We start from the raw sequence: 23,737 nt of genomic DNA, 5'->3' as shown, positions 1-23,737 counted from the left end.
TGCCTTTCCCTCTTATTTCTTCGACGGCAGGCTGCCATCGAGTTCCAATATCATATCCCTAAGCTCAGCTGCCCGCTCGAATTCCAGTGCGCGGGACGCCTGCTGCATCTCACGCGTAAGCGTCTTGATGAGATTCTCCTTGTCCTTCTTGGTAAGCTTTTTCTTCTTGCGCTTGCCATCGGCCGCATAATCTGCTGACGATTCGGCCACCAACGTCGTTTCGATAAGCGGCTTGATGGGCTTCTTGATGGTCTTGGGCACGATGCCGTGCTCGTGGTTATACGCCTGCTGGATTTCACGACGGCGCTCTGTTTCGTCCATGGCCCGTTTCATCGAATCGGTGATGCGGTCAGCATACATGATGACATGCCCATTGGCATTGCGCGCCGCGCGGCCGATAATCTGAATCAGCGACGTATCCGAACGCAAAAAGCCCTCTTTGTCGGCATCGAGGATAGCGATAAGCGATACCTCCGGCATATCAAGACCCTCGCGCAGTAAGTTTATGCCAACGAGCACATCAAACTCCCCGGCACGCAAATCATGGATGATTTCGGCACGCTCAATCGTCGCGATATCCGAATGCAGATAACGCACCTTGATTCCCGTTTCTTTCAGATAATCGGTAAGGTTTTCTGCCATCTTCTTGGTCAACGTCGTGACCAGCACGCGCTCATCCTTTGCAATCCGCAGCTTTATCTCCGCCAACAGATCATCAATCTGCCCGTCAAGCGGCCGCACCTCAATCTCAGGATCTAGAAGCCCCGTTGGCCGGATAATCTGCTGGGCGACCTGCTGCGCCTTCTCAAGTTCGTATTTTCCCGGCGTTGCCGAAACGTAAATGATCTGATTGATGCGCGCAGCAAACTCCTCAAAAGTCAGCGGCCGGTTATCAAAGGCTGACGGCAGCCGGAAACCGTTTTCGACCAGAGAAACCTTGCGGCTGCGGTCGCCCGCGTACATCGCATGGACCTGCGGCAAGGTAACATGGGACTCGTCCATGACAATAAGGAAATCCTCTGGAAAATAGTCCAGCAAGGTATACGGCGCATCGCCAGCCTTGCGATGCGTCAGATGACGCGAGTAATTTTCGATGCCCGAACAATAGCCCATCTCCTGCATCATCTCGAGGTCATACTTCGTGCGCTGTTCGATGCGCTGGGCCTCCAACAGTTTTCCCTTCTGCTGGAACATTGCCACCTGCTGCTCCATCTCCGTACGGATATCGGCCATGGCAATCTTGAGGTCCTCATCTTCGGTAACATAATGCGAAGCCGGAAAGACCATCACATGGGTGCGCTCACCATAGACCTCCCCCGTCACCACATCAAACTCCACCATGCGGTCGATCTCATCGCCAAAGAGCTCGATGCGCACCGCGCGGTTGTTATAGCCAGCGGGGAATACTTCCACCACATCGCCGCGCACGCGGAATCTTCCGCGCTCAAAGGCAATATCGTTGCGCTCATAGCGGATCTGCACGAGCTTGCGCAGGATTGCCTCACGTTCGACCTCCTGCCCTTTATGCAGCGACAGCACCATCTCATGATAGCTCTCCGGCGAACCTAAGCCATAGATGCACGAAACCGAAGCCACGATGATGACATCGCGCCGCTCAAATAGCGAGCAGGTCGCCGAGTGGCGCAGCTCATCGATCTCATCGTTGATGGAGGAATCCTTTTCGATATAAGTATCCGTCGAGGCGATATAAGCCTCGGGCTGATAGTAGTCGTAGTAGCTGACAAAGTAACCAACGTAATTGTCCGGAAAGAAGGTTTTGAACTCACTGGCCAGCTGAGCCGCCAACGTCTTGTTATGGGCGATGACCAGCGTCGGCTTCTGCACCTTCTCGATGACCTTGGCAATGGTATAGGTCTTGCCGGTACCCGTTGCACCAAGCAGCACCTGGGCCTCCTGGCCATTCGTGATGCCCGCCGCCAAGTCATCGATGGCCTGGGGCTGATCCCCCATGGGTTCAAAGGGCGCCACCACCTTGAAGGGAATATTCTTATCAAATTGTGTTGTATTCAGCTTCGGCACCATTGCCATATCAAGACCTCCTCCAGCTTTAGCGAATGTGTGTACTCTATTATACCGCATTATAAAAAAAGGCTCAATGACAAATAGTCATTGAACCCCATACGTTTCACGGCAAACGGCACAATATCCTCCTGGCGAGAATGATCCCGAGCGTTCCCGTCACCAGCTGCGGCCAGCTCATCATGAACAGCAGCACGGCTGCCACCTGTGGCGGCAGATCCACCAGCCGGATGACAGCTACGGTCCCGGCATACAAGACAATGGCCTTGATGACAGGAGTCAGATAGACGGCGCGGCTATGCTGCCAATGCGCCGCTCCCAGCATATAGATCACGTTGCCAGCAGCCACCACCGGCAGCATCAGGACCAGCGGCAGCTGCCCCTGCAGGAACGCTCCCACTGGCAGCAGCAGGCCAATGACAGCCGCCCAACGGCTGCCTGTATGCCAGGCAGCCAGCACCATCACAGCATTGAGCAGGCTGCCGATCAAAAACATATTGACCGGCCCTGGTATCATCGGCATAAGCAGCCGGATACTCTGAAACAACAAGGCGATAGCCAACAACAGGGCAATCCTTATCCACGTATTCTGCAAAATCCATCCCTCACCATCTATTTTCTCGGTATAACACAGCATCAAGCTGCACAAGCGCCCCACCAGCTTGACGCTCCTGCCATTCAATGATACAGTGACAGTATCTATGCAAGCAGAGTAAAACCAGTACATCATGTGCCGGATAGTTGGGAGTTGTCAGATCACTTATGCAAGATTCATCCACCAAAGCCCTCGTCTACGGCGGCGTCTTCACTGCCTTAGCCATCCTTCTCACCTATGTCTTCGCCATCCAGACACCATTTGTCCGCATCACCTTCGGCTTCCTGCCCCTCGCGCTATACGGGGCGCTTTTCGGCCCTTGGCGCGCTGGCATTGTCGGCGCACTGACCGACATCATCGGCTCGATACTTCTCGGCGGCAGCACCTTCTTTCCCGGCTTCGCGCTTTCCGGCTACCTGACCGGCTGGATCTACGGCTGGTTTCTCCATACCAAAAGACACATCACCTGGAAAACCGCCTGGCTCCCCTTCTTGCTGGTGATGTGTCTCATCCATCTCGGACTGAATACGCTCTGGCTCGTCCTCTACTATGATAAAGCCGCAGGTGCCATCTTCTTCAGCCGTCTGCTGAAGAACCTGCTCTGCTATCCGCTGGAAGTCAGCCTGTTCCTGCTCGTCTACCAGCACGTCTTCCCTTTGCAGGCCCCAAAGCGCGATTGCTCTCCTATCAAGCGCTGACTTCGGCCGCCGTGAGGATCGATTCGATCTTCACCTGCCGCGTGGCATTGAGATCGATGAACTCTCCCTTGGTCGTCTGCACCACTGGCAGTGAGTTGACACGGCTCTCATCGATATAGACGATACGGCCGCGTTCTCCATTGCTGAGCTGCACCCAATTGCCATTGAGGGCGTGGCAGAGGTTCTTGATGAACAGCACGCCGTATTCCGTGTCGAGCTTGCCGTTGAGGATGTCATCGTACAAGATTGCAAACACGTCAAAGGGCGAACGGCGTTTGGCAAAGATGCGGTCACCAGCCATTGCATCGTAGATATCCAGGATAGCGAGAATGCGGCCAAAGCGGGAGATCTGTGCCCGCGGCAGGCCGTTCGGATAGCCCGAGCCGTCGCAGCGCTCATGATGCTGGAGCACGCCATCCATGATGTCACGGTTTGCACTCAGCGTCGTCATGCCGATCATGTCATGGCCGAACTGGGTATGCTTCTTGATGACATCAAACTCCGCCTCGGTCAGCCGTCCTTTCTTCTCCAGGATCTCCGACGAGATGCGCATCTTGCCGATATCGATGAACAAGCCCGCAATGACGAGGTTATACTGGTCGAGGATCGACAGATTGAGCCACTTGCCCATGAGGCCGGCCAGGATTCCCACATGCAGGCAATGATTGATCAGATAGCTGCCCTCACGCGCCATATTGTGGATCTGGGATACGGCCTTGGCACCATCACACAGCTCACGGAAATTCTTTTCATCCATGATATCCTGCAAGGCTGCCGCATCGAACTCCCCACGCTCCGCCAGATTCTCAAACATGAGCTTGAGCTTGCGATAGACGGTATCATAGCAACTCGTGTAGGCGTCATCAAGCAGGAATTCCTTGCCCGGGATATCGACCGCCTCATCTTCTTCCTCGATATACACCGAAAAAATAGGGCGATCAAGCAGACTGTAGATCAGCTCCAACGTCAGATTAATGCCCTGGCCGATCAATACATTCATGTCGCCATCCATCACGTCCCGCCCTACGACCATGCCAGGACGCAGATTCTCCACTGCATACGCCTTCAACACGAGTTATCATCCTTCCCTTAGAAGTGGTCTTGCGCCACTTGCCTGTCCTTGAATACAAGAATAATTATACCATATCCACGCGCAATCCGTATACATCTTTGCACAAATGATAAAAAGCGCTCCGCAAACGCGGAGCGCTTTTCCATAGGCTGTCAGCCCTTCACTACGATATTGACGAGCTTCTTCGGCACGCAGATGACTTTGACGATCTGCTTGCCCTCGGTCAGCTCTTTGGCACGCGGCAGTTCCATGACTGCCTTTTCCATTGCTGCACGGTCAAGATCCGGCGATACCATGATCTTGTCACGGACCTTGCCGTTGATCTGCAGGACGATCTCGATCTCATCCTGTTTCATGGCAGCCTCATCATAGGACGGCCATTTCTGCTGGTGGACACTGCCCTCGCCAAACAGATGGCTCCAGAGTTCCTCGGTGATATGCGGTGCGAACGGTGCGAGCATCTTGACGAGGTTTACCGCCATCTCACGGGCAAGACCTGCATTGAGCTCTTTGTCCTGGAAGCCATAGAAAGCGTTGACGAGCTCCATGACGGAGGAGATTGCCGTGTTGAACATAAAGCGGTCGCGGACGTCTTCCGTTACCTTCTTGATGGTGACGTGGAGAATACGGCGCAGTTCCTTCTCATCCTTCGTCAGTGCCGACACATCATAGCTGTCCTTGCCAGCCTTGATGCTCTCCTCGAAGTGGCCGAGGATACGCCATACACGGTTGAGGAAACGATATGCACCCTCGACGCCCTGATCGCTCCACTCGAGGTCGCGGTCAACCGGTGCCGCGAACAGGATAAAGAGACGCGCCGTATCGGCACCATACTTGCCGATGATTTCCTCTGGCGATACGACATTGCCCTTGGACTTGGACATCTTCGAACCATCTTTCAGGACCATGCCCTGGGTCAGCAGGTTCTTGAAGGGCTCATCGAAATCGACGAGACCAGCATCCTTCAAGACCTTCGTAAAGAATCGCGAATACAAAAGGTGCAGGATGGCATGCTCGATACCGCCGATGTACTGATCGACCGGTGCCCAGTAGTTGACCTTATCCTTCGCGAACGGCATCTTGTCGTTGTGCGGATCCGTATAACGCAGGAAGTACCAGGACGAGCAGATGAAGGTATCCATCGTGTCGGTCTCACGCGTAGCATCCGCCCCGCACTTCGGGCACTTGCAATGCAGGAATTTCTCACTGCTAGCCAGCGGCGAAACAGAACCAGCCTCAAAGGAGACATCCGTCGGCAACATGACCGGCAGCTGCTCTTCCGGTACCAGTACCTCGCCGCAGTGCGGGCAGTTGATGACCGGAATCGGAGCACCCCAGTAGCGCTGGCGCGAAATCAGCCAGTCGCGCAGGCGGAAATTGACCTTGCGCTTGCCAAAGCCTTTTTCCTCGGCATAGTCCATGATGGCCTTGACTGCCTCATGCATATCCATGCCCGTGAACTGAGCCGAGTTGACCAGACGGCCGTCTTTTTCGACATAGGCCTCCGTCATTTCCTCCAGCACCAGCTCCTTATCCTTCGGCTGCAGTGTCAGGATAATCGGCAGATCGTATTTCTTCGCAAACATCCAGTCGCGGGAGTCACCGGACGGAACGCCCATGACAGCCCCCGTGCCATAGTCAGCGACGACATAGTTCGTAATCCAGAGCTGGGCCTTCTCGCCATTGAACGGATTGATTGCATAGAAGCCCGTGAACATGCCCTCTTTTTCCGACTCGCTCGACGTGCGCTCGATATCGGACTGGTTGCGAACCTTCTGGCAGAATGCCTTGAGTTCTTCGGCCTTATCGCTCTTTTCGATCAGCTTGTCAACCAGCGCATTCTCCGGTGCCAGCGCCACGAACGTGATACCGTAAGCCGTATCCGGACGCGTCGTATAGACGACGAGTTTCTCATCGAGCTCTGGTACGTCAAGCGTGATCTCGAGACCTTCGCTGCGGCCGATCCAGTTATCCTGCATCGTCTTGACGCGCTCCGGCCAGCCTTCGAGCTTGTCGAGGTCTTTAAGCAGGACATCGGCATAATCCGTAATCTTGAGGAACCACTGGGAAAGATCCTTTTTGTGGACATCCGAATCGCAGCGCCAGCATTTGCCATCGATGACCTGCTCATTGGCCAGTACCGTACCGCAGGTGTCACACCAGTTGACCGATGCCTTTTTCTTGTAAGCCAGTCCCTTTTTGTAGAAGAGCTCAAAAAGCCACTGGGTCCACTTGTAGTATTCCGGCGTGCAGGTCAGCACTTCGCGGTTCCAATCATAGGAGAGGCCCATCTTCTTCTGCTGCTTCTCCATGTTCTCGATATTGCTGAACGTCCAATCCGCAGGGCTTACTCCATGTTTGATGGCCGCATTCTCAGCTGGCATGCCGAAGGAATCGAAGCCCATCGGATGCAGGACATTGAAGCCCTCCATGGTCTTATAGCGGGCCATGACATCGCCGATGGCATAGTTGCGGACATGTCCCATGTGAAGATTGCCCGACGGATACGGGAACATCTCCAGTGCGTAATACTTCGGCCGGTTCGGGTCAGCCTCGGTCTTGTAGACGTCTTCGCTTTCCCATTTATCCTGCCACTTCTTTTCAATCTCCTGCGGTGAATACTTCTCCAACACAATCTCCTCCTACAATATACGAATCCCCGCCTGCAAAATGCAGCCGGGGATTGAAATTCGCGTTTTACAGCTAAAGCCTATTATACCGTAACAATAGGCATAGCGTCAACTGTCAATCGTGTTCATTGTGTAAAAACTTTTGTTTTTCCTGTTCTTCCTGCCATTTACGCCGTGCATCCTGATACGACTCGCATTCGAGCGTAAATCCCTTGCCCGAAACCTCCGAGGTATCCGATACAATCATGAAAGCCTGCGGATCGTAATGGTCAACGATCGTCTTGACACGGCTGACCTGCGTAAGACGAACGACAATAAACAGGATATCCTTGTGCTCGCGCGCAAAACCTCCCTTGCCCTCGATATAGGTAACGCCGCGATGGACGTTCTCCATGATATCCTGGCAGATCTTTTCTGCAGCCGGCGAGACGATGAAGATCGACTTCTCGCGATTGAGGCCTGCGGCCACACGATTCGTGAGCTCAGCTGTCACATAAATCGAAACCAGCGTGTACAGGGCCTCATCCACACTGAACATCCATGCCGAAGCCATGACGATGACAAAGTTCAATAGGAATACTACCGTTCCGACATCGAGCGAATAGAATTTCTTTGCCACAGCACCAACGACATCCAAACCGCCAGTATTCGCATTGGCACGGAAAATCATGCCAAAGCCGATACCGGCCATGACGCCGCCAAAAATTGCACTCAGCATACCGTCCTGCGTCACGTTCCAATCGACCATGAAATGCGTCGCATCGAGAATCAGCGACAGCACTACAGTACCGACAATCGTATCCCAGGCGTAAAGCTTGCCGAATACCCGATAGGCCAGATACAAGATTGGCAGGTTATACGCAAGGTTCTGCATACCTACCGGCAAACCGGTCAGATAGTAGACAATCAGTGCGATACCACTGATGCCGCCTGTCAGCAAATGCGCCGGAATGATAAAGAGGTTGAACCCCAAGCAGACAATCAGGCAACCTATGGCAATCTGGATATATCTGCCTGCATGTTTCTTTATGCCCAAATCACTCATCCTTATCGTCCATCAAATCATCTGAAAAAAGTCCTGAGAAGACTGGTCAGCCAAGACCTCCACCGAACCCTTGGCTTCCGCCAGCTCTTCTGCCAGCCGCTCGCGGAGCACTGCCACCACAGGGAATTCTGTGCCAAAATGCCCCGCATCGATCACGTGCATGCCAAGCTCGACAGCCTGCTGTGCTTCATGATATTTCACGTCACCAGTCACATAGGCGTCAGCCCCCAAGAAAGCGGCACGCTGGATAAACTCGGCACCGCTGCCGCTGCAAAGAGCCACCTTGCGCACAGGACGAGCCCCGGCATCCACGAGCCGTACATGCTCAGCCGGCAAGGCATCGCGCACCTGCGCAGCAAAGTCCTGCACCGTCATCGGCTGCGGCAGGCTGCCGACACGCCCCATGCTAATGACAGAACCATCCGCCTCCTGGCGCTCAATGACAAAGGCAGACAACTTCGAAAGCCCGATGGCCTGCGCCAGCACATCGTTGACACCGCCCTCGGCAATATCAAGATTCGTATGCGCTGCCGCCACAGCGATATCATGCTTGAGCAGCTGCTGCAGCCGCCGCCCGAGCGGCAGATCCGTGCGCAGCTTGCGGATGCCCTTGAAAATCAGTGGATGATGCGCGACAATCATATCCGCACCGCAGGCCACGGCCTGCTCGACCACTGCATCACTGACATCGAGGCAGACGAGGATCTTGTGCACCTCCTGCCCCAAGGCCCCGACAAGCAGTCCCGGATTATCCCAATCCTCGGCCAGCCGTTTCGGTGCGATGCGCTCCAGCGCATCCATGACCACCTGACATTTTACCATGTGAGCCGTTCCTCCAATTCCCTGACTTGTTCCTTGATGACCTCATACTTTTTCGTCTTGCATGCCCGCGGGCTCTTTTCCATGCCGTTGAGCACCCGCCGCTGCTGGAACAGCAGCGACTCGATATGATGTTTCAGCAAAGGTGGCTTCTTCTGCCAGAGCACCGGCCCGATCAGCAGATCAAGCGGTGCCGGACGCTTCACGCGCCCGCGCTCGGCTTTGATGATCTCGTAGATGCGGCCATCTGCCACAGCCAGCGCCTCATCTGCGATATGCCAGTTGTGGCGGTATAGCCATGTGCGCAGCTCCGGTGCACCATTCATCGGCTGCAGCACCAGTGTCGTCAGCTTCTTCACCACATCTGGCGACTGTTCCAATATCTGCGTCATCAACACGCCTCCCATACCGGCGATGCAGACCGTGTCCACCTCACCGGGCTCCAGCACCTGCAGGCCATTGCCCAGCCGCACCGAGATCTGATCGGCGTCCATAGCATTCTCATGCACAGTGCGCTTAGCAGCTTCATACGGCCCCTCATTCAGATCTCCGGCCACGACAAAATTCGCCTTGCCCTCGCGGATAAGGTCGATAGCCAGATAGCCATGGTCTGTACCAATATCTGCTGCCCGGCAGCCGACCGGCACAAAATCCGCTAATGCCTGAAGTCTATCATCCAACTGCATGATGACGCCTCCTGTCCAAAAAAATAAAAGGGTGTAACCTTCCGTTACACCCTTGTGTTTCCAATGGCTCCTCGAGCAGGATTCGAACCTGCGACAGCCTGATTAACAGTCAGGTGCTCTACCGGCTGAGCTATCGAGGAATTAACTTGTCAATGCTTTGCATCAACATCAACTATTATACGCATCAGCACGGTTCATGTCAAGGATTTTTTTAATCCAAGAAATCCTTGAGCTTACGGCTGCGGCTGGGGTGACGCAATTTGCGCAGTGCCTTGGCCTCGATCTGGCGGATACGCTCACGCGTTACACCAAAGTTCTGGCCAACCTCTTCCAGCGTGCGGGCACGGCCATCATCCAGGCCGAAGCGCAGGCGCAGTACCTTCTCCTCACGCGGCGTCAGCGTATCGAGCACCTCTTCGAGCTGCTCTTTGAGCAGCATGAACGAAGCTGCATCGGCTGGTGCCGGTGCATCCTGGTCCTCGATGAAGTCGCCCAGATGCGAATCCTCTTCCTCGCCGATCGGCGTCTCCAAGGAAACCGGCTCCTGCGCGATTTTCATGATCTCACGGACGCGCTCGACCGAAATATCCATCTCCTTGGCAATCTCCTCCGGCGACGGCTCGCGGCCCAGCTGCTGCAAGAGCTGGCGGGAAACGCGGATGAGCTTGTTGATGGTCTCGACCATATGCACCGGGATACGGATCGTACGCGCCTGATCGGCAATCGCACGCGTGATGGCCTGACGAATCCACCAGGTAGCATAGGTACTGAATTTATAGCCCTTCGTATAATCAAATTTCTCGACAGCCTTGATAAGACCGAGATTGCCCTCCTGGATCAGATCCAGGAACAGCATGCCACGGCCAACATAGCGCTTGGCTATGCTGACAACCAGTCGCAGGTTAGCCTCAGCCAGGCGTTTCTGCGCCATCTCGTCGCCTTCCTGCATGCGCTTGGCCAGCACGACTTCTTCCTCAGCCGTCAGCAGAGGTACGCGGCCAATCTCCTTGAGATACATGCGGACAGGGTCGTCAATGCTGACGCCCTCCGGCACGGAAAGATCGATCTCGACTTCATCATCCTTATCATCGATATCGACTTCATCATCGGACTGATCGTTGCTGTTCGAATCATCGATGATCTCAATCCCTTTCCTGCTGAAGGTGTCATACATATTGTCTATTTCATCCGGGGAAAGATCCTGCGTCTGCAGTGCTTCGACCAGCTCCCCATAGGTCAACGTACCGCCATTGCTCTTGCCCTTCGACAAAAGATTCTCTACTATCTCCGAGCTGCGGTTTCTGCTGCCAGCCTCAGCCTGAATTTTTTTAGCCTCAGCCATTCAGCATCCCCCTTTCCTCACATTCCATGACTACCAATCTATCCAACTCACAATTCATCCATTTCATCTTTGATCTTCATAACCTCATTCAGTTCATCGACATAGGCTGTATTTCCCGCTTTCATATATGCATCTGCCTTGCGGGAATGTTCCACGAACAGCATATTAAGATAGGCTTTCCTAAGCACTTTCAGGGAGTCATTGTAGGCCTCGGTTTCCGCACGTCCGCCTAAATTTTCTACCAGTGCCCGAGAGAGTTCTGCCGCCGCGTCCTCACTGAGGTTCTCCGCGGCCGTAACATCATCTGGAGCCTGCCCCTGGTTGCTCAGATCCTGCAGGAACAACAGGATTTCCCGCTGGACGGGATCACCGATGCCAGCAAGCGGCAGCACCGACTCCACATGGTGGATCAGCGAGACATCCTGCCACACCATGCGGACGATAATGCGCCCAGCGCGCCGGATCGCATTATCCTGCTGCTGCACCGCCTGCCTGATAGGAGCACGCACTGGCGCACTTTCCTCAGCCACTGCTCCCCGGGCATAGCGCCGAAGCTCATCGCGCACGACACCCTCGTCCAGCAATAAGATCTGCGCGAGCTTCTTCTCATATTCACTGCGTACCGCTGTCTCCTTGATGCCAGCCAGCACTGGCAGCATCTCATGCAGTGCCTTCACCTTCCCATCGAGTGTGTCGTAATTGACATGCTTGAGGACATACTGCAGACGGTACTCGACAAGCGGCAGTGCTTCCTTGACTAATGCCCGGAAAGCATCTGCACCATGCTTGCGGATGTATTCATCCGGGTCCTTGCCATCTGGTACTACGATGACCCTGACTACGGCTCCCGTATCCCTCACGATGGACAACGCTCGGATGGTAGCTTTCTGGCCGGCCTCATCGCTGTCATAGCAGAAGTAGATGTCCGGCGCATAGCGCAGGAGCTTCTGGCAATGCTCGGCTGTGAATGCCGTTCCCAGGGACGCCACGACGTTCCTGACGCCAGCGCCGAACACGGAAATCGCATCCATATAGCCCTCAACAACGATGGCATAGCCTGCCTGCTGGATTGCCCGATGGGAGCGATCCAGACCAAAAAGGAGTTTTCGCTTATTAAATAATATCGTCTCTGGTGTATTGAGGTACTTCGGTGTACTGTCATCGAGCACCCGGCCGCCAAAACCAACCACCCGCCCGCGCTCATCCGCGATCGGAATGATCACGCGATTGCGGAACCGGTCGTACAGGCCGCCGCCATTATTACGCTCTGCTGAAAGCCCGCATGCCAACAAAAACTCCTGCTTCACTCCACGCTTCGTAAAGGCCGTGGACAACTTATCCCAGGCATTCGGGGCAAATCCCAGCTTGAACTCTTCGATGGTCTCGGGCGAGATATCCCGTCCGGCAAAATATGCCTTGCCTGCCTCACCATAATGTGTCATGGTCAGGCAATTATGAAAGAAATCCCGCGCCATCTCATTGACTTTGCGCAAATCCGCCATCTCCCGTTCACGGGCGATTTCCTGCGGTGTGCGCTGCCGCTCCGGCAAAGGGATTCCCAGCTTTTCTGCCTGCAGCTTGATGGCCTCAAAATACGTGACGTTCTCAATCAGTGAAATGAACTTGAACACATTGCCACCGGCATGACAGCCAAAGCAGTAAAAGAATCCCTTATCCGGAACGACGGAAAAAGAAGGAGTCTTCTCGTTATGGAAAGGACAACAGCCCCAATAACGATTACCTTTGCGCTTTAAGGGAACATAGCTCTGGATGACATTCAGGATGTCGGACTGGGAGCGGACCTGCTCCACAAACTCGTCCATTCTCTCGCTGCGCATACTCGACCCCTTGCTGATACCAAATTAGATACTTTATAATAAGGTACCTGTATGTGATTCGCCGTCAACGGCAAATTTCCTGCTTTTCGTGAAAATTTCTTATGAAAGCAGCCTTGATGACATACAGCCCTTTTTACTATTAATATTCCCGCAAACTTGCCAATATCCTTTTTCCTATTGACAAATTTGAAAAAATTTGTCTCAATGGACCATCAGTCCCACGGGTGGCATGTAGATTTCATGGAAGAGCTGCACGGCATAGCTGTCCGTAAGGCCAGCCACATAGTCCGTGACGATCTTCTGCCTGCCCCAGCGTTTTTCCCGGCGGATGAATTCCTCCGGCAGTTCATCGAAATGTTTCAGGAACCATCCATAGAGTTCGCGGAGCACAAACACCGCCTGGCGGCGCTCATGGGCCAAGGTCTCCGAATGGTAGATATGTTCAAACATGAAGTTGCGGAAAATGTCCATGACTTCCTTCACTTCATCGGAAAGACCAACGTCATCTTTCCCTTGCGAATGAAGGATCATATCCGAAACCATGCTCGTGATCATATGCGAGGTGTCTTCCCCGAGCCTCTCATAGACCACAGCCGGCAGATCGCCGGGCTGCAGCAGCCCCGCCCGCAAGCTGTCATCGTAATCATGACAGAGATAGGCGATGCGGTCAGCAGTCCGTACGATGCGCCCTTCAAGGGTCTTCGGCAGTACGCTTCCCGTATGGTTCACGATGCCATCCTTGACCTCAAAGGTCAGATTCAAGCCCTGTCCCTCACGCTCGAGGAACTCCACCACGCGCAGGCTCTGCTCATTGTGGCAGAAATGCCCCGTGAGCTCAGCCATCGCCGCTTCACCGGCATGGCCAAAGGGTGTATGGCCCACGTCATGCCCAAGGGCGATGGCCTCGGTCAGATCCTCATTGAGGCGCAGCCCGCGCGCGATCGTGCGGGAAATCTGCGAGACTTCCAGGCTATGCGTCATGCGCGTGCGGTAGTGGTCTCCCGCGACGATATAGACCTGCGTCTTGTGCTTGAGACGGCGGAAGGATTTGGAATGCAGAATACGGTCGCGGTCCCGCTGAAACGATGTCCGGAACGGGCACTCCTCCATCGGATATTTCCGACGGGCCTCACGGCTCTTGGCCGCCAGTGGCGAAAGGATCTCATATTCCTGCGCTTCGATGCGCTCCCTTACATTCATGCTCAAGCCTCCTTTTAACAGGGTTTCCTTCTTATTTTACACTATTTCCGTCAAAAAGTCTCGTCTTTTTCTTATTTTCCTTTGGTTGCCAAAAATCCCCCACCACTGTCCGCAGCGATGCAGCCTGCAATTTTGCAAAAAAAGATACTTTGACGTACAATATAGGAAAGAATCTGTCATGAACAGGAGGGATTTGCCGATGAAACCAGCACGCTGGCTGCTCACCGCAGCCATTGCCGCGCTCATGTCATGGTCTGTGGCACTGCCTGGGCAGGCTGCACCACAGACCATCACACTGAGCGTCACAGATCAAATCATCAAAGGGCAGGATAAAGCCATCGTCACGGCGGACCACAGCACCTACAACGAAGACACCGCCCGCTACACGCTGCGCGGCAACGTCAAGATCCAGTTTGGCAACCGCACCATCCTGACCGATGCAGCTAAAATCAGCACGCAGACTTTGCAGCTGTGGACCGAAGGCAATACGAAGCTCACCGAAGGCGAGCTCTGCTTCGCCGGCGGGGCTGTCTATGCCGAGCTGGCTGGCAATGTCGCCTGGTTCTTTGGCCCGAATTGCAGTCTGGAACGCCCCGGCCTTGCCATCCACTCCGATAATATGGCCTATCATTGGGACAGACAGACCGCCGTCTTTGACGGCCATGTGCTCTGCATCTACAAAGGCGAGCACCGCGCCGCGAGCCACCTGGAATTTGACTTGTCAAACAACGAAATACACTAAGCGCTACACGAAAAAGAACCCTTGCGGAAAGTGATACATCACCTTCCGCAAGGGTTCTCTTTTATCGCTTAACTTACAGGACAACCTTCGAGAAGTCAGCTACGCGATTGATCAGCGTATCAATCGACTTGAGCAGGCCCAGACGGTTGTTCTTGACCTTTTCATCCTTATCCATGACCATGACGCCATCAAAGAATGCATCGATGGGCTGGGAAAGCTCGGTCAGCGCATCAATAGCGCCCGTATAATCCTGCCCTTTGACCAGGCTCTCGACAGCACTTGCCGTCGACGTATAAGCCTGATACAGGGATTTCTCCTCCGGTGCCGTGAAGAGGGCCTCATCGATAGCTGCCGTCTCAGACTTCTTCGCGAGGTTTGCCGCGCGGACAAATGCCTGGATGTTAGCCGTTGCAGCATCGCTGGCCACAAACTTCGCCACAGCTGCTGCACGCAGGCTGACCGCATAGAGGTCATCGACATTCTCGAGTACAGCATCAACAACATCATAGCGGACGTCTTCCAGAACGTTCTTGAGACGCAGGCGCATGAAGTCAGCCACATCCTGCTGCATCTTCGTGCGGGCTGCTTCATCCGTAATCTGATAAAGATCCATAGCCTTGGCTACGACCTTGGCAAGGCTCAGCGTGTATTTGGCCTCAATCATCATATGTACAAGGCCGAGAGCCTGACGGCGCAGGGCGAACGGGTCCTGGGAGCCCGTCGGGATCTTGCCGCGGCTGAACGTACCGACAATCGTATCGATCTTATCGGCTACCGAAACAATGCGGCCAGCCTCAGACTGCGGCTGGTTATCGCCAGCAAAGCGCGGCATATAGTGCTCATCGATAGCGATAGCGACCTTCTCGCACTCGCCATCGAGCTTGGCATACTCGCGGCCCATGATACCCTGAAGCTCCGTGAACTCCTGGACCATGCCCGTCACCAGGTCAGCCTTGCAGAGCTCCGCTGCCCGTCTGGCATGCTTATGCGTCTTTTCATCCGCACCGAGTTCATCCGCGATGAACGTTGCCAGTTCCATAAGGCGCTCGGATTTTTCGTACATCGTACCGAGCCCCTGCTGGAAGACAACCGTCTTGAGTTTCTCGCGATGCTCCTCCAGGCTCTTCTTGCGGTCTTCATCGAAGAAGAACTGGGCATCGTCAAGACGGGCGCGCAGCACGCGCTCATTGCCGTGCTGGACAATCTCCAAATGCTCGCTGCCGCCATTGCGGACCGTGATGAAAAGCGGCATCAGGCTGCCATCCGCAGCCTTGACCGGGAAATAACGCTGATGGTCACGCATCGGCGTGATGACTGCCTCAGCCGGCAGCTTGAGGTATTTATCCTCGAATTTGCCGCAGAGTGCCGTCGGATACTCGACAAGATAGAGAACCTCTTCGAGAAGATCCTCGGTAATCTCAGCCGTACCATTCTGTTTCTTGGCTACTTCCTCAATCTGCTCGCGAATCATCGCCTTGCGTTTGTCCTGATCGACGATGATGAAGTTCTCTTCACAAGCCTTCTCATAACTGTCTGCATCGGCAATCGTAAAATCGCCCTGCGACAGGAAGCGATGACCGCGGGACGTGCGGCCCGATTTGACCTCAGCCACCTCAAACGGGATGACTTCATCATCCAGCAGAGCCACGATCCAGCGCAGCGGACGGATGAACTTGAAGTCAAGGTCGCGCCAGCGCATGTTGTTCGGGAACGAAAGACCGCAGATGAGGTCTTTTAAAAGTTCCTGCAAGAGCTCAGCCGTAGCCTTGCCTTCCTCATGCACCATCGCATAGACATAGCCGTCTTTTTCTACGAGATCCTTCGGGTCAACACCCTGACCGCGGGCAAAGCCCTGGGCGGCCTTGGACGGATTGCCGTCCGCATCGAAAGCAATCTTGACCGACGGGCCGCGGTTCTCACTGGAGACATCTTCCTGTTTCTCAGCCAAATCTTTTACAATAAGTGCCGTACGGCGCGGCGTACCCAGCGTGCGGATACTGCCAAAGGCAATGCGGTTCTCCTGGAATGCTTTTTCTGCATTCTCTTTCAGCTGGGCAAGGATGCCCGGCATGACATGGGCCGGAACTTCTTCCGTGCCGATTTCGAGTAATAAATCCTTGCTCATGCTTACTTCTCCCCTCTATGCAACATCGGATAGCCCAGTTCCTCACGCTGTTTCAGATAGCACTCTGCGCAGAGACGGGCCAGCTTGCGGACGCGGCCAATGAAGGCCGTGCGCTGTGATACGGAGATAGCGCCACGTGCATCGAGCAGGTTGAACGTATGCGAGCACTTGAGCACGTAGTCATAAGCCGGATGGACATAGCCCTCGGCGATGACGCGGACAGCCTCGGCCTCGTATTTATCGAAGAGCTCGAACAGGAGCTTCTCATCGGAAAGATCGAAAGCATACGCCGACTGCTCATACTCGTTCTGATGGAAGACATCGCCATAGGTGTAGTCATCCGTCCACTGAATGTCATAGACGTTCTCGACACCCTGAATGTACATCGCCAGACGCTCCAAACCATACGTGATCTCCGATGCGACCGGCTTGATGTCCTGACTGCCTACCTGCTGGAAATACGTGAACTGCGTGATTTCCATGCCATCGAGCCAGACCTCCCAGCCGAGCCCCCAGGCGCCCAGCGTCGGCGACTCCCAGTTATCCTCAACGAAGCGGATATCGTGCTTCTTCGGATCGATGCCGAGACGCTCAAGGCTCTCGAGATAGAGCTCCTGGATGTTATCCGGCGACGGCTTCATGATGACCTGGAACTGATGATGCTGGTACAGGCGGTTCGGGTTATCGCCATAGCGGCCATCAGCCGGACGGCGCGACGGCTCGACATAAGCAACATGCCACGGCTCCGGGCCGAGCACGCGCAGGAACGTCGACGGGTTCATCGTGCCGGCGCCCTTCTCGACATCATACGGCTCGGCCAGGATACAGCCCTGTTCCGACCAGAATTTCTGCAGGGCCAGGATGATTTCCTGAAATTTCATGGGAACAACTCCTCTTCTAATAAATCTGCTACGGAAACGCAAAAAAGTCCCGCCCCCGTAACGTTATCGTTACAGGGACGAGACCTATCTTTCAAAATCCCGCGGTTCCACCCTGATTGGTTTCCTCAAAGGAAGCCCGCCTCAAAGTATTGGATTCCGCTCCAAAGTGCCTTTCATCTCATTGACGGCCTTTCACCATCGCCGTCTCGCTAAGGGGAGAGACTACTTCTCTTCTTCATCGCTGCTTACGAGTTTAGCAAAATCAAAGACACTTGTCAACTCCAGACTCACTTCGCCAGCTTGATGCCCGGAATGATCTTTTCGTCGATCTGCTTGCCGATGCCATCACTTTTCTCCTTGGGATAAGCCAGTGTGACCAGCCACGATTCGTCTGCGTCCTCAAGATAAACCACCTTGAGCACTTCATCCTCACCGCGCAGCTTGCCGTTCACTGTCGTCACGATCGCATTGCGGCCATCGATGGTCGTTTGCTTTTCCTGCTGGGAAATGTTTGTCATCTTAGCGGCCTTGGCCAGCGACTGGATATAGCCCGTGCGCATGGCTTTTCCCATGTCCTCATAGAACTGGCGGGCCTTGGGCTCCTGTGCCGGGCCATAGTTCTGCTCGATGCCCTGGCGGTTAAACGTATTGGCCGTGAACTCGGCCAGATGGATATCCTCGCCAGTCGGCCGTTCCATGCAGCTCTGGCGTTTCTGGATAGCCACTGCCAGCTGCGGGCTTACTGGCACATCCTTCATCGAACCGCTCAGAGAAAATGGCAGCTCCATTGAAAGCTTATATACCTGCCCCTGCACAGACACCTGCTGCAGCGGCTTATCGCCAAAACAGCCCGTCAGAAATATACACGTCAGCAGCAACATCAACGCTGCCAGCAGTATCTTGTGTTTCTTCATTGCGTTAACCCTTTCATCAAAATGACCGTTTACAGCTGCTGGATAAAGGCCAAGGATTTGAGCGGCCGTCCCAGCAGCGACTGCAGATAGCTCAGCAGCAGCTGCTCCGCCTTTACCAGCAAACGCGCACTTACCTTGAGCTGCGCAGCCTCTGACCAGTCAAAATCCCGCAAGCTCAGAATGAAGCGCCGCAGCTCAGCAGGAAAAGCCATCATGCCCGCCTCGCAGCAATCTGCACAGAGCACGCCGCCCGCGGCCTGCTGGAAATACGCATCGCCATTGATTTCCCGGCCACAGTGTACGCAGTGCTCATAATGCAGCTGCATGCCCGTAAACTCCAGCAGCTGATAAACTGCCGCCAAAGCCGTCACGCGCGGATTGCGCGTCTCAAAGGCAGACAAGATCAGCAAAAGCTGCGAAAACATCTGTGGTTCAGGCTGGCCTTCCGGCAGGAACTCACGCAGGAACTCCGCCACGAAACTGCCATACGACATAGCCGTCAGATCCTCGCTGAGTTTGCGGTAATGCTGTTTCAGCGTACACTGCTTCACCGTATCCACCCGCTGCCCTTCGGCAAGCTGGAGCTCCAGCAGCGAGAACATCTGCATCCCGCCAGCCAGCGGGCTGCGCGGCCGCCGGCAGCCAAAGGCCGCAGCCTTCACCAGCCCGCGCTCGCGCGTGAAGAACGTCATCATCTTGTCGGCTTCGCCCCAGTTCTTCGCGCCTAGCACTACCGCTTCGGTCTGATAGATTGCCATTATTTCTTTTCCTTCTGCAGCAGCGCGCTGGCCGCTGCCTTTGACAGATTGCCCGGCTCGGCCGCCAGCGGCGCAGACTGGCGTTTTGGCATGACTGCCCCAGCTGTCAGCATATACTGCAAAGCCGATTCGCTGCTGATATCGAGATAGATAACATCGGTCTTGCGCACAAACAAGTTCGTACCCGAAGTCATATTGAGACTCCAGGGGATAAAGACGCAGACATACTCATCGCCGAGCTTTTCCTTGAGCATCTCCGGAACATCAGCCATGATAAAGCCCAGTGCCTGTGACTGATGGAACGGTACCAGCACCACCTGGTCGAACATGTTGTTGGACTCAAACACCGCCGTGGACAGATGCTTGACACTATTATAGATGAATTTGACGACGGGAATCTTCCCGAGCAGTGTTTCCCCGATATGGATCAAGCGGCGGCCTGCCCAATACGACGATGCCCAGCCCGTCACATAGATAATCACCAATAGCGTAATGAGCCCCATCCCGGGGAAGTAAAAGGGCAGATGCTTGCCAAGGACTCCCTCCGTAAAATGCAGCGTCTCAGCCACCACAAAAAACGTGATCGCCAATGGCACAAGCAGTATCAGTCCATTGATAAAGCGGCGGGAAATGCAGCGGGACCAGCTGCGATTCGGCTTATCGCCCGTACCCCCGCTCATCGTTCATCACCAAAACCGAAGTTGCGCAAGATACCATCGCGGTCACGCCAATCCTTGCGCACCTTGACCCACAGATCGAGGAACACCTTCGAGCCCAGCAGGTTCTGGATATCGGTACGCGCCAGTGCACCAATCTCGCGCAGCATTGCGCCCTTGGCTCCGATGATGATGCCCTTCTGCGAATCGCGCTCGACATAGATTGTCGCGCGGATATAGACGTCATCATTTGGACGCGTCGTCATCTCATCGACATCGACAGCAATCGCATGCGGAATCTCATCACGCGTGAGATGCAGTGCTTTCTCGCGGATAAGCTCGGCCACGATAAGCCGCTCCGGCTGATCCGTAATCATATCATCGGGATAGTACTGCGGCCCCTCAGGCAGGTATTTCTTGACCTCTGTAAGCAAACTGTCAAGATTCGTTTCTTCCTTGGCCGAAATCGGCACAACGCCAGCAAAATTATATTTATTGGTATAGTTGGCAATGATAGGCAAAGCCTGCGACCGCTCAATCAAATCGATCTTGTTGACGACAAGGATAACCGGTTTCTTCGTCGCCTGCAAGCGTTCGAGAATGAACATTTCGCCCGGGCCCAGCTTCTGCGTAGCATCCACCACAAAGAAAATCGCATCGACTTCCTTGAGCGTGCCCTCGGCGGCCTTTACCATATACTCGCCGAGCTTGTGCTTCGGCTTATGGATACCCGGCGTATCGAGGAATACGATCTGCGCATCAGGCTGCGTCAGGATGCAGAGGATGCGGTTGCGCGTCGTCTGCGGCTTATCGCTCATGATGGCGATTTTCTCGCCGATCAGTGTATTGACCAGCGTCGATTTGCCGACATTCGGACGGCCGATAACGGCGATAAACCCTGATTTATGCTTGCCCTTCTTTGCAGCCGGCTGTTTTGCTGCCGCCTTTTCCGGCTTTTTCTCCGCCTTATCCTCGCGCGAGATGCCAAGCTGCCCCATGACATAACGCTGCTCTTCTTCCATCTCCTCACGGTCCGCATCTTCCATATGGTCATAGCCCAGAAGATGCAGCATACCGTGAACCGTCAGGAAAGCCATCTCGCGGCGCACGCTGTGCCCATAGTCTGCCGCCTGTTCTTCGGCCCGCTCCACCGAAATGATGAGGTCGCCCAGCACGTCGACTTCGGGCTCGCCTTCGATTTCCGGCTCCTCGCTCTCATTGAGCGCAAACGACAGGACATCCGTCGGACGGTCAATGCCGCGATACTGTTTGTTAAGCGTATGGATATACGCATTGTTGGTCAGCGTGATGCTGACCTCGCCATTCTCCACATCGTAGAGCTTGCCGACCATCTCAGCTGCCGCCTTGACGTTGTCGATATATTCCTGCGGAAACGTAAGCTCCTCTGGATAATTGCTGATGATTACTTCCATTCCTTATGCCTTTCCCTGTCTCTCTGCCTCAGCTTTGGCCTTGGCTTTTTTCTTCTTTGCTTCCCAGTCGCCATACGCCTCAACGATGCGTGTCACGACCTCATGGCGGATAACATCCATCGGCGCCATGCGCACGATGCCGACGCCTTTGACATCCTTCAGCACCTCTGCCGCTTCGCGCAGGCCCGAGGTCACGCCGCGCGGCAAATCGACCTGCCCGAGGTCGCCCGTAACCACCATACGGGAGCCAAAGCCCAAGCGCGTCAAGAACATCTTCATCTGCTTGTCCGTCGTGTTCTGCGCCTCATCGAGAATGATGAATGCATCCTCAAGCGTGCGCCCGCGCATATAAGCCAGCGGCGCAATCTCGATAACGCCCTTGGCCATGAGCTTCTGGTATGCATCCTGCCCTAAGATATCCTGCAGAGCATCGTAAAGCGGCCGCAGATACGGATCGACCTTGTCCTGCAGATCGCCGGGCAAAAAGCCCAGCCGTTCGCCAGCCTCAACAGCCGGGCGCGTCAGGATAATCTTATTGATTTCCTTATTGCGCAGGGCCGCCACCGCCATGACGACTGCCAGATACGTCTTGCCCGTACCAGCCGGCCCGATGCCAAAGGTAATCGAATTGTGACGGATGGTATCAAGATAAAGCCGCTGACCGAGCGTCTTGGGCCGCACATGACGGCCGCGCGACGTCACGAGAATCGTATCGCCAAACAGCGTGTGCAGAGCCTCCCCCTTGCCGCCCTTGACGAGCCCGATGCCATAGCGTACCTCATGCATCGTAATCGTCGTGCCCTGACGGTAGAGATACTGGAGCTCCTCAAGCACCTTGGCCGCCGGCTCCACCATCGCGGCCTCGCCGAGAATCTCGATGCGGTCGCCACGGCTTATGAACTGACAGTCAAAATTCTCCCGCATGACCTGCAGGAATTCATCGCGCTCACCCAAAAGCGAATAAGCCTCTTTATGGTCTTGGAAAACAATCTGCTTTTCTAATGCCTGCTGCAAAGAATCTGTTCACCTGCTTCTTTCTATCGAATAAACAAATATATATAGTCCCATTGTACCACATATCAAGCCCGCGTCAAAAATACTTATAGCAAAAAGCCCTGCGTACCGGAAGAGGTGCTACGTTGGCACTTACTTTTTCTCCTCAGGCCTTCCCACTGGCGAAGATGGCGCGCCCCGCGCGTCCGATGAGGTTCTATGACACCTCTGTTCTGCCATATTCTTCCTCTTCGTTCGGGATAATATTCTTCAAGTTCCAATCGGAGTACATTCAGCTCGCCTCGCTTTGATGCTGATGACTGCACGGGAACCTCTTCCACCGCTCCGCGGTCCCCCTTCCCCATAGGGGAAGGCTCTAGCCCCCACTTGGCCATCCATTCTAAAAACCCCCCCCCTTGCGTACCAGTAGAGGTTCTACGCTGAATCTCACTTTTCCTCTCCCATGCCTTCTCCCCTGTGGAAAATGGCACGCCCCGCACGACGGAAGAGATTCTGCGCTGGCTCTTGCTTTTCTCCCTCTGCCTTCCCCTCTGGGGAAGGTGGCGCGCTCTGCGCGTCGGAAGAGGTTCTATGCCAGCTCTGGCTTTTCCCCCCCCTGCCTTCCTCCTACGAAAGTTTTTCAGTGCCTGGTACTATCACTTTGCAACCGTTCCTTTACCAGCATATCAATATAACTGCATGCAGCTTCGAACTGCTTATCTATCTCCCGATTCGTGAACCGCAGCACCATCACCCCCAACCGCTGCAATTTCTCAGTCCTCTTTGCATCGTACTGATGCTGTTCCTCTTCATAATGTTGTGAACCATCTAGTTCCACGGCTAACTTCGCTTTTGGACAATAAAAATCTAAAACATAATTCAAAACCGTTTTCTGCCGATGAAATGCTGGTTTATAGGTATGCAGATAATCGTACCACAAATGACGCTCCTGTGGTGTCATATTCTTTCTCAGCGTTTGGGAAACTTTCTTCAAGTTCCAATTGGAGTACATTCAGCTCGCCTCGCTTTGATGCTGATGAGTGCACGGGAACCTCTTCCACCGCTCCGCGGTCCCCCTTCCCCATAGGGGAAGGCTCTAGCCCCCCCACTTGGTCATCCATTCTAAAAAATCCCCCCTTGCGTACCAGTAGAGGTTCTACGCTGAATCTCACTTTTCCTCTCCCATGCCTTCTCCCCTGTGGAAGATGGCACGCCCCGCACGACGGAAGAGGTTCTGCGCTGGCTCTTGCTTTTCTCCCTCTGCCTTCCC

At 54.5% G+C, this 23,737-nt stretch carries 20 protein-coding genes, 1 tRNA gene and 1 pseudogene; 2 read left to right on the top strand and 20 right to left on the bottom strand.

Annotated features, from left to right (window positions below):
• Positions 1–12 precede the first annotated feature (12 nt).
• Together uvrB and FZ041_RS01620 are read right to left on the bottom strand one after the other, a co-directional pair.
• Positions 13–2,049, bottom strand: coding sequence for an excinuclease ABC subunit UvrB (uvrB, locus tag FZ041_RS01625; protein WP_149188319.1), 2,037 nt, complete (start codon positions 2,047–2,049; stop codon positions 13–15).
• A gap of 97 nt (positions 2,050–2,146) precedes the next feature.
• The gene (locus FZ041_RS01620; protein ID WP_149188318.1) at positions 2,147–2,635 is read right to left on the bottom strand and encodes a hypothetical protein; all 489 of its coding nucleotides are present in this window, start codon (positions 2,633–2,635) and stop codon (positions 2,147–2,149) included.
• A 167-nt stretch (positions 2,636–2,802) separates the two neighbouring features.
• On the opposite strand from FZ041_RS01620, the gene FZ041_RS01615 reads away from it, so the two are divergent.
• Positions 2,803–3,333: a folate family ECF transporter S component gene (locus FZ041_RS01615; protein ID WP_149188317.1), complete on the top strand. Its 531-nt coding sequence runs from the start codon at positions 2,803–2,805 to the stop codon at positions 3,331–3,333.
• Here FZ041_RS01615 and FZ041_RS01610 read toward each other — a convergent pair.
• The 9 genes from FZ041_RS01610 to FZ041_RS01570 all read right to left on the bottom strand — a co-directional run bounded on the left by FZ041_RS01610 (position 3,323) and on the right by FZ041_RS01570 (position 13,965).
• Complete coding sequence (locus tag FZ041_RS01610) at positions 3,323–4,405, bottom strand: HD-GYP domain-containing protein (protein ID WP_149188316.1); 1,083 nt, start codon at positions 4,403–4,405, stop codon at positions 3,323–3,325. The genes FZ041_RS01615 and FZ041_RS01610 overlap by 11 nt on opposite strands.
• 152 nt (positions 4,406–4,557) lie before the next feature.
• Complete coding sequence (gene leuS, locus FZ041_RS01605; RefSeq protein ID WP_149188315.1) at positions 4,558–7,035, bottom strand: leucine--tRNA ligase; 2,478 nt, start codon at positions 7,033–7,035, stop codon at positions 4,558–4,560.
• Positions 7,036–7,150: 115 nt separating this feature from the next.
• A complete protein-coding gene (locus tag FZ041_RS01600) occupies positions 7,151–8,080 on the bottom strand; it encodes a YitT family protein (RefSeq protein WP_075442065.1) in 930 nt (309 codons plus the stop codon).
• Between the two features lie 12 nt (positions 8,081–8,092).
• On the bottom strand, positions 8,093–8,902 hold the full coding sequence (locus FZ041_RS01595; protein WP_149188314.1) for a Nif3-like dinuclear metal center hexameric protein: 810 nt from the start codon (positions 8,900–8,902) through the stop codon (positions 8,093–8,095).
• Positions 8,896–9,585, bottom strand: a complete 690-nt coding sequence (locus tag FZ041_RS01590; protein ID WP_149188313.1) for a tRNA (adenine(22)-N(1))-methyltransferase — start codon at positions 9,583–9,585, stop codon at positions 8,896–8,898. The genes FZ041_RS01595 and FZ041_RS01590 overlap by 7 nt, the downstream gene beginning before the upstream one ends.
• 64 nt (positions 9,586–9,649) lie before the next feature.
• A tRNA-Asn gene (locus FZ041_RS01585) sits at positions 9,650–9,725 on the bottom strand.
• 71 nt (positions 9,726–9,796) lie between these two features.
• Positions 9,797–10,927: an RNA polymerase sigma factor RpoD gene (rpoD, locus tag FZ041_RS01580; RefSeq protein ID WP_075442071.1), complete on the bottom strand. Its 1,131-nt coding sequence runs from the start codon at positions 10,925–10,927 to the stop codon at positions 9,797–9,799.
• A gap of 47 nt (positions 10,928–10,974) precedes the next feature.
• Entirely contained in the window at positions 10,975–12,765 is a 1,791-nt protein-coding gene (gene dnaG, locus FZ041_RS01575; protein ID WP_149188312.1) for a DNA primase, read from the bottom strand.
• Between the two features lie 201 nt (positions 12,766–12,966).
• Entirely contained in the window at positions 12,967–13,965 is a 999-nt protein-coding gene (locus FZ041_RS01570) for a deoxyguanosinetriphosphate triphosphohydrolase (protein ID WP_075442075.1), read from the bottom strand.
• Between the two features lie 199 nt (positions 13,966–14,164).
• On the opposite strand from FZ041_RS01570, the gene FZ041_RS01565 reads away from it, so the two are divergent.
• Positions 14,165–14,707 (top strand): LptA/OstA family protein, encoded by a 543-nt coding sequence (locus FZ041_RS01565; protein ID WP_187626272.1) that lies wholly within the window; start codon positions 14,165–14,167, stop codon positions 14,705–14,707.
• A gap of 73 nt (positions 14,708–14,780) precedes the next feature.
• On the opposite strand, the gene glyS is transcribed toward FZ041_RS01565, so the two are convergent.
• The 9 genes and pseudogenes from glyS to FZ041_RS01525 form a co-directional block, all read right to left on the bottom strand.
• Entirely contained in the window at positions 14,781–16,832 is a 2,052-nt protein-coding gene (gene glyS / locus FZ041_RS01560; RefSeq protein ID WP_149188310.1) for a glycine--tRNA ligase subunit beta, read from the bottom strand.
• A gap of 2 nt (positions 16,833–16,834) precedes the next feature.
• Complete coding sequence (gene glyQ, locus FZ041_RS01555) at positions 16,835–17,713, bottom strand: glycine--tRNA ligase subunit alpha (protein ID WP_033170319.1); 879 nt, start codon at positions 17,711–17,713, stop codon at positions 16,835–16,837.
• Positions 17,714–18,000: 287 nt separating this feature from the next.
• The gene (locus FZ041_RS01550) at positions 18,001–18,627 is read right to left on the bottom strand and encodes a hypothetical protein (protein WP_149188309.1); all 627 of its coding nucleotides are present in this window, start codon (positions 18,625–18,627) and stop codon (positions 18,001–18,003) included.
• Positions 18,628–18,656: 29 nt separating this feature from the next.
• Positions 18,657–19,385, bottom strand: a complete 729-nt coding sequence (recO, locus tag FZ041_RS01545; RefSeq protein ID WP_075442083.1) for a DNA repair protein RecO — start codon at positions 19,383–19,385, stop codon at positions 18,657–18,659.
• The gene (locus tag FZ041_RS01540; RefSeq protein ID WP_149188308.1) at positions 19,385–20,065 is read right to left on the bottom strand and encodes a DUF502 domain-containing protein; all 681 of its coding nucleotides are present in this window, start codon (positions 20,063–20,065) and stop codon (positions 19,385–19,387) included. Before FZ041_RS01540 ends, recO begins: the two co-directional genes overlap by 1 nt.
• On the bottom strand, positions 20,062–21,024 hold the full coding sequence (era, locus tag FZ041_RS14515) for a GTPase Era (protein ID WP_255449195.1): 963 nt from the start codon (positions 21,022–21,024) through the stop codon (positions 20,062–20,064). Before era ends, FZ041_RS01540 begins: the two co-directional genes overlap by 4 nt.
• Positions 21,013–21,474, bottom strand: a pseudogene (gene ybeY, locus FZ041_RS14510) (rRNA maturation RNase YbeY); the annotation flags it as partial. The pseudogene ybeY and the gene era, both read right to left, overlap by 12 nt.
• A 3-nt stretch (positions 21,475–21,477) precedes the next feature.
• Positions 21,478–22,488 carry a PhoH family protein gene (locus tag FZ041_RS01530; protein WP_149188306.1) on the bottom strand — a complete coding sequence of 337 codons (1,011 nt, stop codon included), beginning with the start codon at positions 22,486–22,488 and terminating at the stop codon, positions 21,478–21,480.
• A gap of 619 nt (positions 22,489–23,107) precedes the next feature.
• Positions 23,108–23,479, bottom strand: a complete 372-nt coding sequence (locus FZ041_RS01525) for an endonuclease domain-containing protein (protein ID WP_075442091.1) — start codon at positions 23,477–23,479, stop codon at positions 23,108–23,110.
• Between the last annotated feature and the right edge of the window lie 258 nt (positions 23,480–23,737).

Source organism: Pseudoselenomonas caprae (assembly GCF_008271345.1).
GTDB classification, from domain to species: domain Bacteria; phylum Bacillota; class Negativicutes; order Selenomonadales; family Selenomonadaceae; genus Selenomonas_A; species Selenomonas_A caprae.
This window is presented reverse-complemented; position numbering and strand designations above follow the sequence as displayed.

Bases quoted from the DNA above. Each gene is read 5' to 3' on its own strand.
- uvrB (WP_149188319.1), bottom strand. From the start codon at position 2,049: ATGGCAATGGTGCCGAAGCTGAATACAACACAATTTGATAAGAATATT.
- FZ041_RS01615 (WP_149188317.1), top strand. From the start codon at position 2,803: ATGCAAGATTCATCCACCAAAGCCCTCGTCTACGGCGGCGTCTTCACT.
- FZ041_RS01600 (WP_075442065.1), bottom strand. From the start codon at position 8,080: ATGAGTGATTTGGGCATAAAGAAACATGCAGGCAGATATATCCAGATT.
- FZ041_RS01595 (WP_149188314.1), bottom strand. From the start codon at position 8,902: ATGGTAAAATGTCAGGTGGTCATGGATGCGCTGGAGCGCATCGCACCG.
- FZ041_RS01590 (WP_149188313.1), bottom strand. From the start codon at position 9,585: ATGCAGTTGGATGATAGACTTCAGGCATTAGCGGATTTTGTGCCGGTC.
- rpoD (WP_075442071.1), bottom strand. From the start codon at position 10,927: ATGGCTGAGGCTAAAAAAATTCAGGCTGAGGCTGGCAGCAGAAACCGC.
- dnaG (WP_149188312.1), bottom strand. From the start codon at position 12,765: ATGCGCAGCGAGAGAATGGACGAGTTTGTGGAGCAGGTCCGCTCCCAG.
- FZ041_RS01570 (WP_075442075.1), bottom strand. From the start codon at position 13,965: ATGAATGTAAGGGAGCGCATCGAAGCGCAGGAATATGAGATCCTTTCG.
- FZ041_RS01565 (WP_187626272.1), top strand. From the start codon at position 14,165: ATGAAACCAGCACGCTGGCTGCTCACCGCAGCCATTGCCGCGCTCATG.
- glyS (WP_149188310.1), bottom strand. From the start codon at position 16,832: ATGAGCAAGGATTTATTACTCGAAATCGGCACGGAAGAAGTTCCGGCC.
- glyQ (WP_033170319.1), bottom strand. From the start codon at position 17,713: ATGAAATTTCAGGAAATCATCCTGGCCCTGCAGAAATTCTGGTCGGAA.
- FZ041_RS01550 (WP_149188309.1), bottom strand. From the start codon at position 18,627: ATGAAGAAACACAAGATACTGCTGGCAGCGTTGATGTTGCTGCTGACG.
- recO (WP_075442083.1), bottom strand. From the start codon at position 19,385: ATGGCAATCTATCAGACCGAAGCGGTAGTGCTAGGCGCGAAGAACTGG.
- FZ041_RS01540 (WP_149188308.1), bottom strand. From the start codon at position 20,065: ATGAGCGGGGGTACGGGCGATAAGCCGAATCGCAGCTGGTCCCGCTGC.
- FZ041_RS01525 (WP_075442091.1), bottom strand. From the start codon at position 23,479: ATGTACTCCAATTGGAACTTGAAGAAAGTTTCCCAAACGCTGAGAAAG.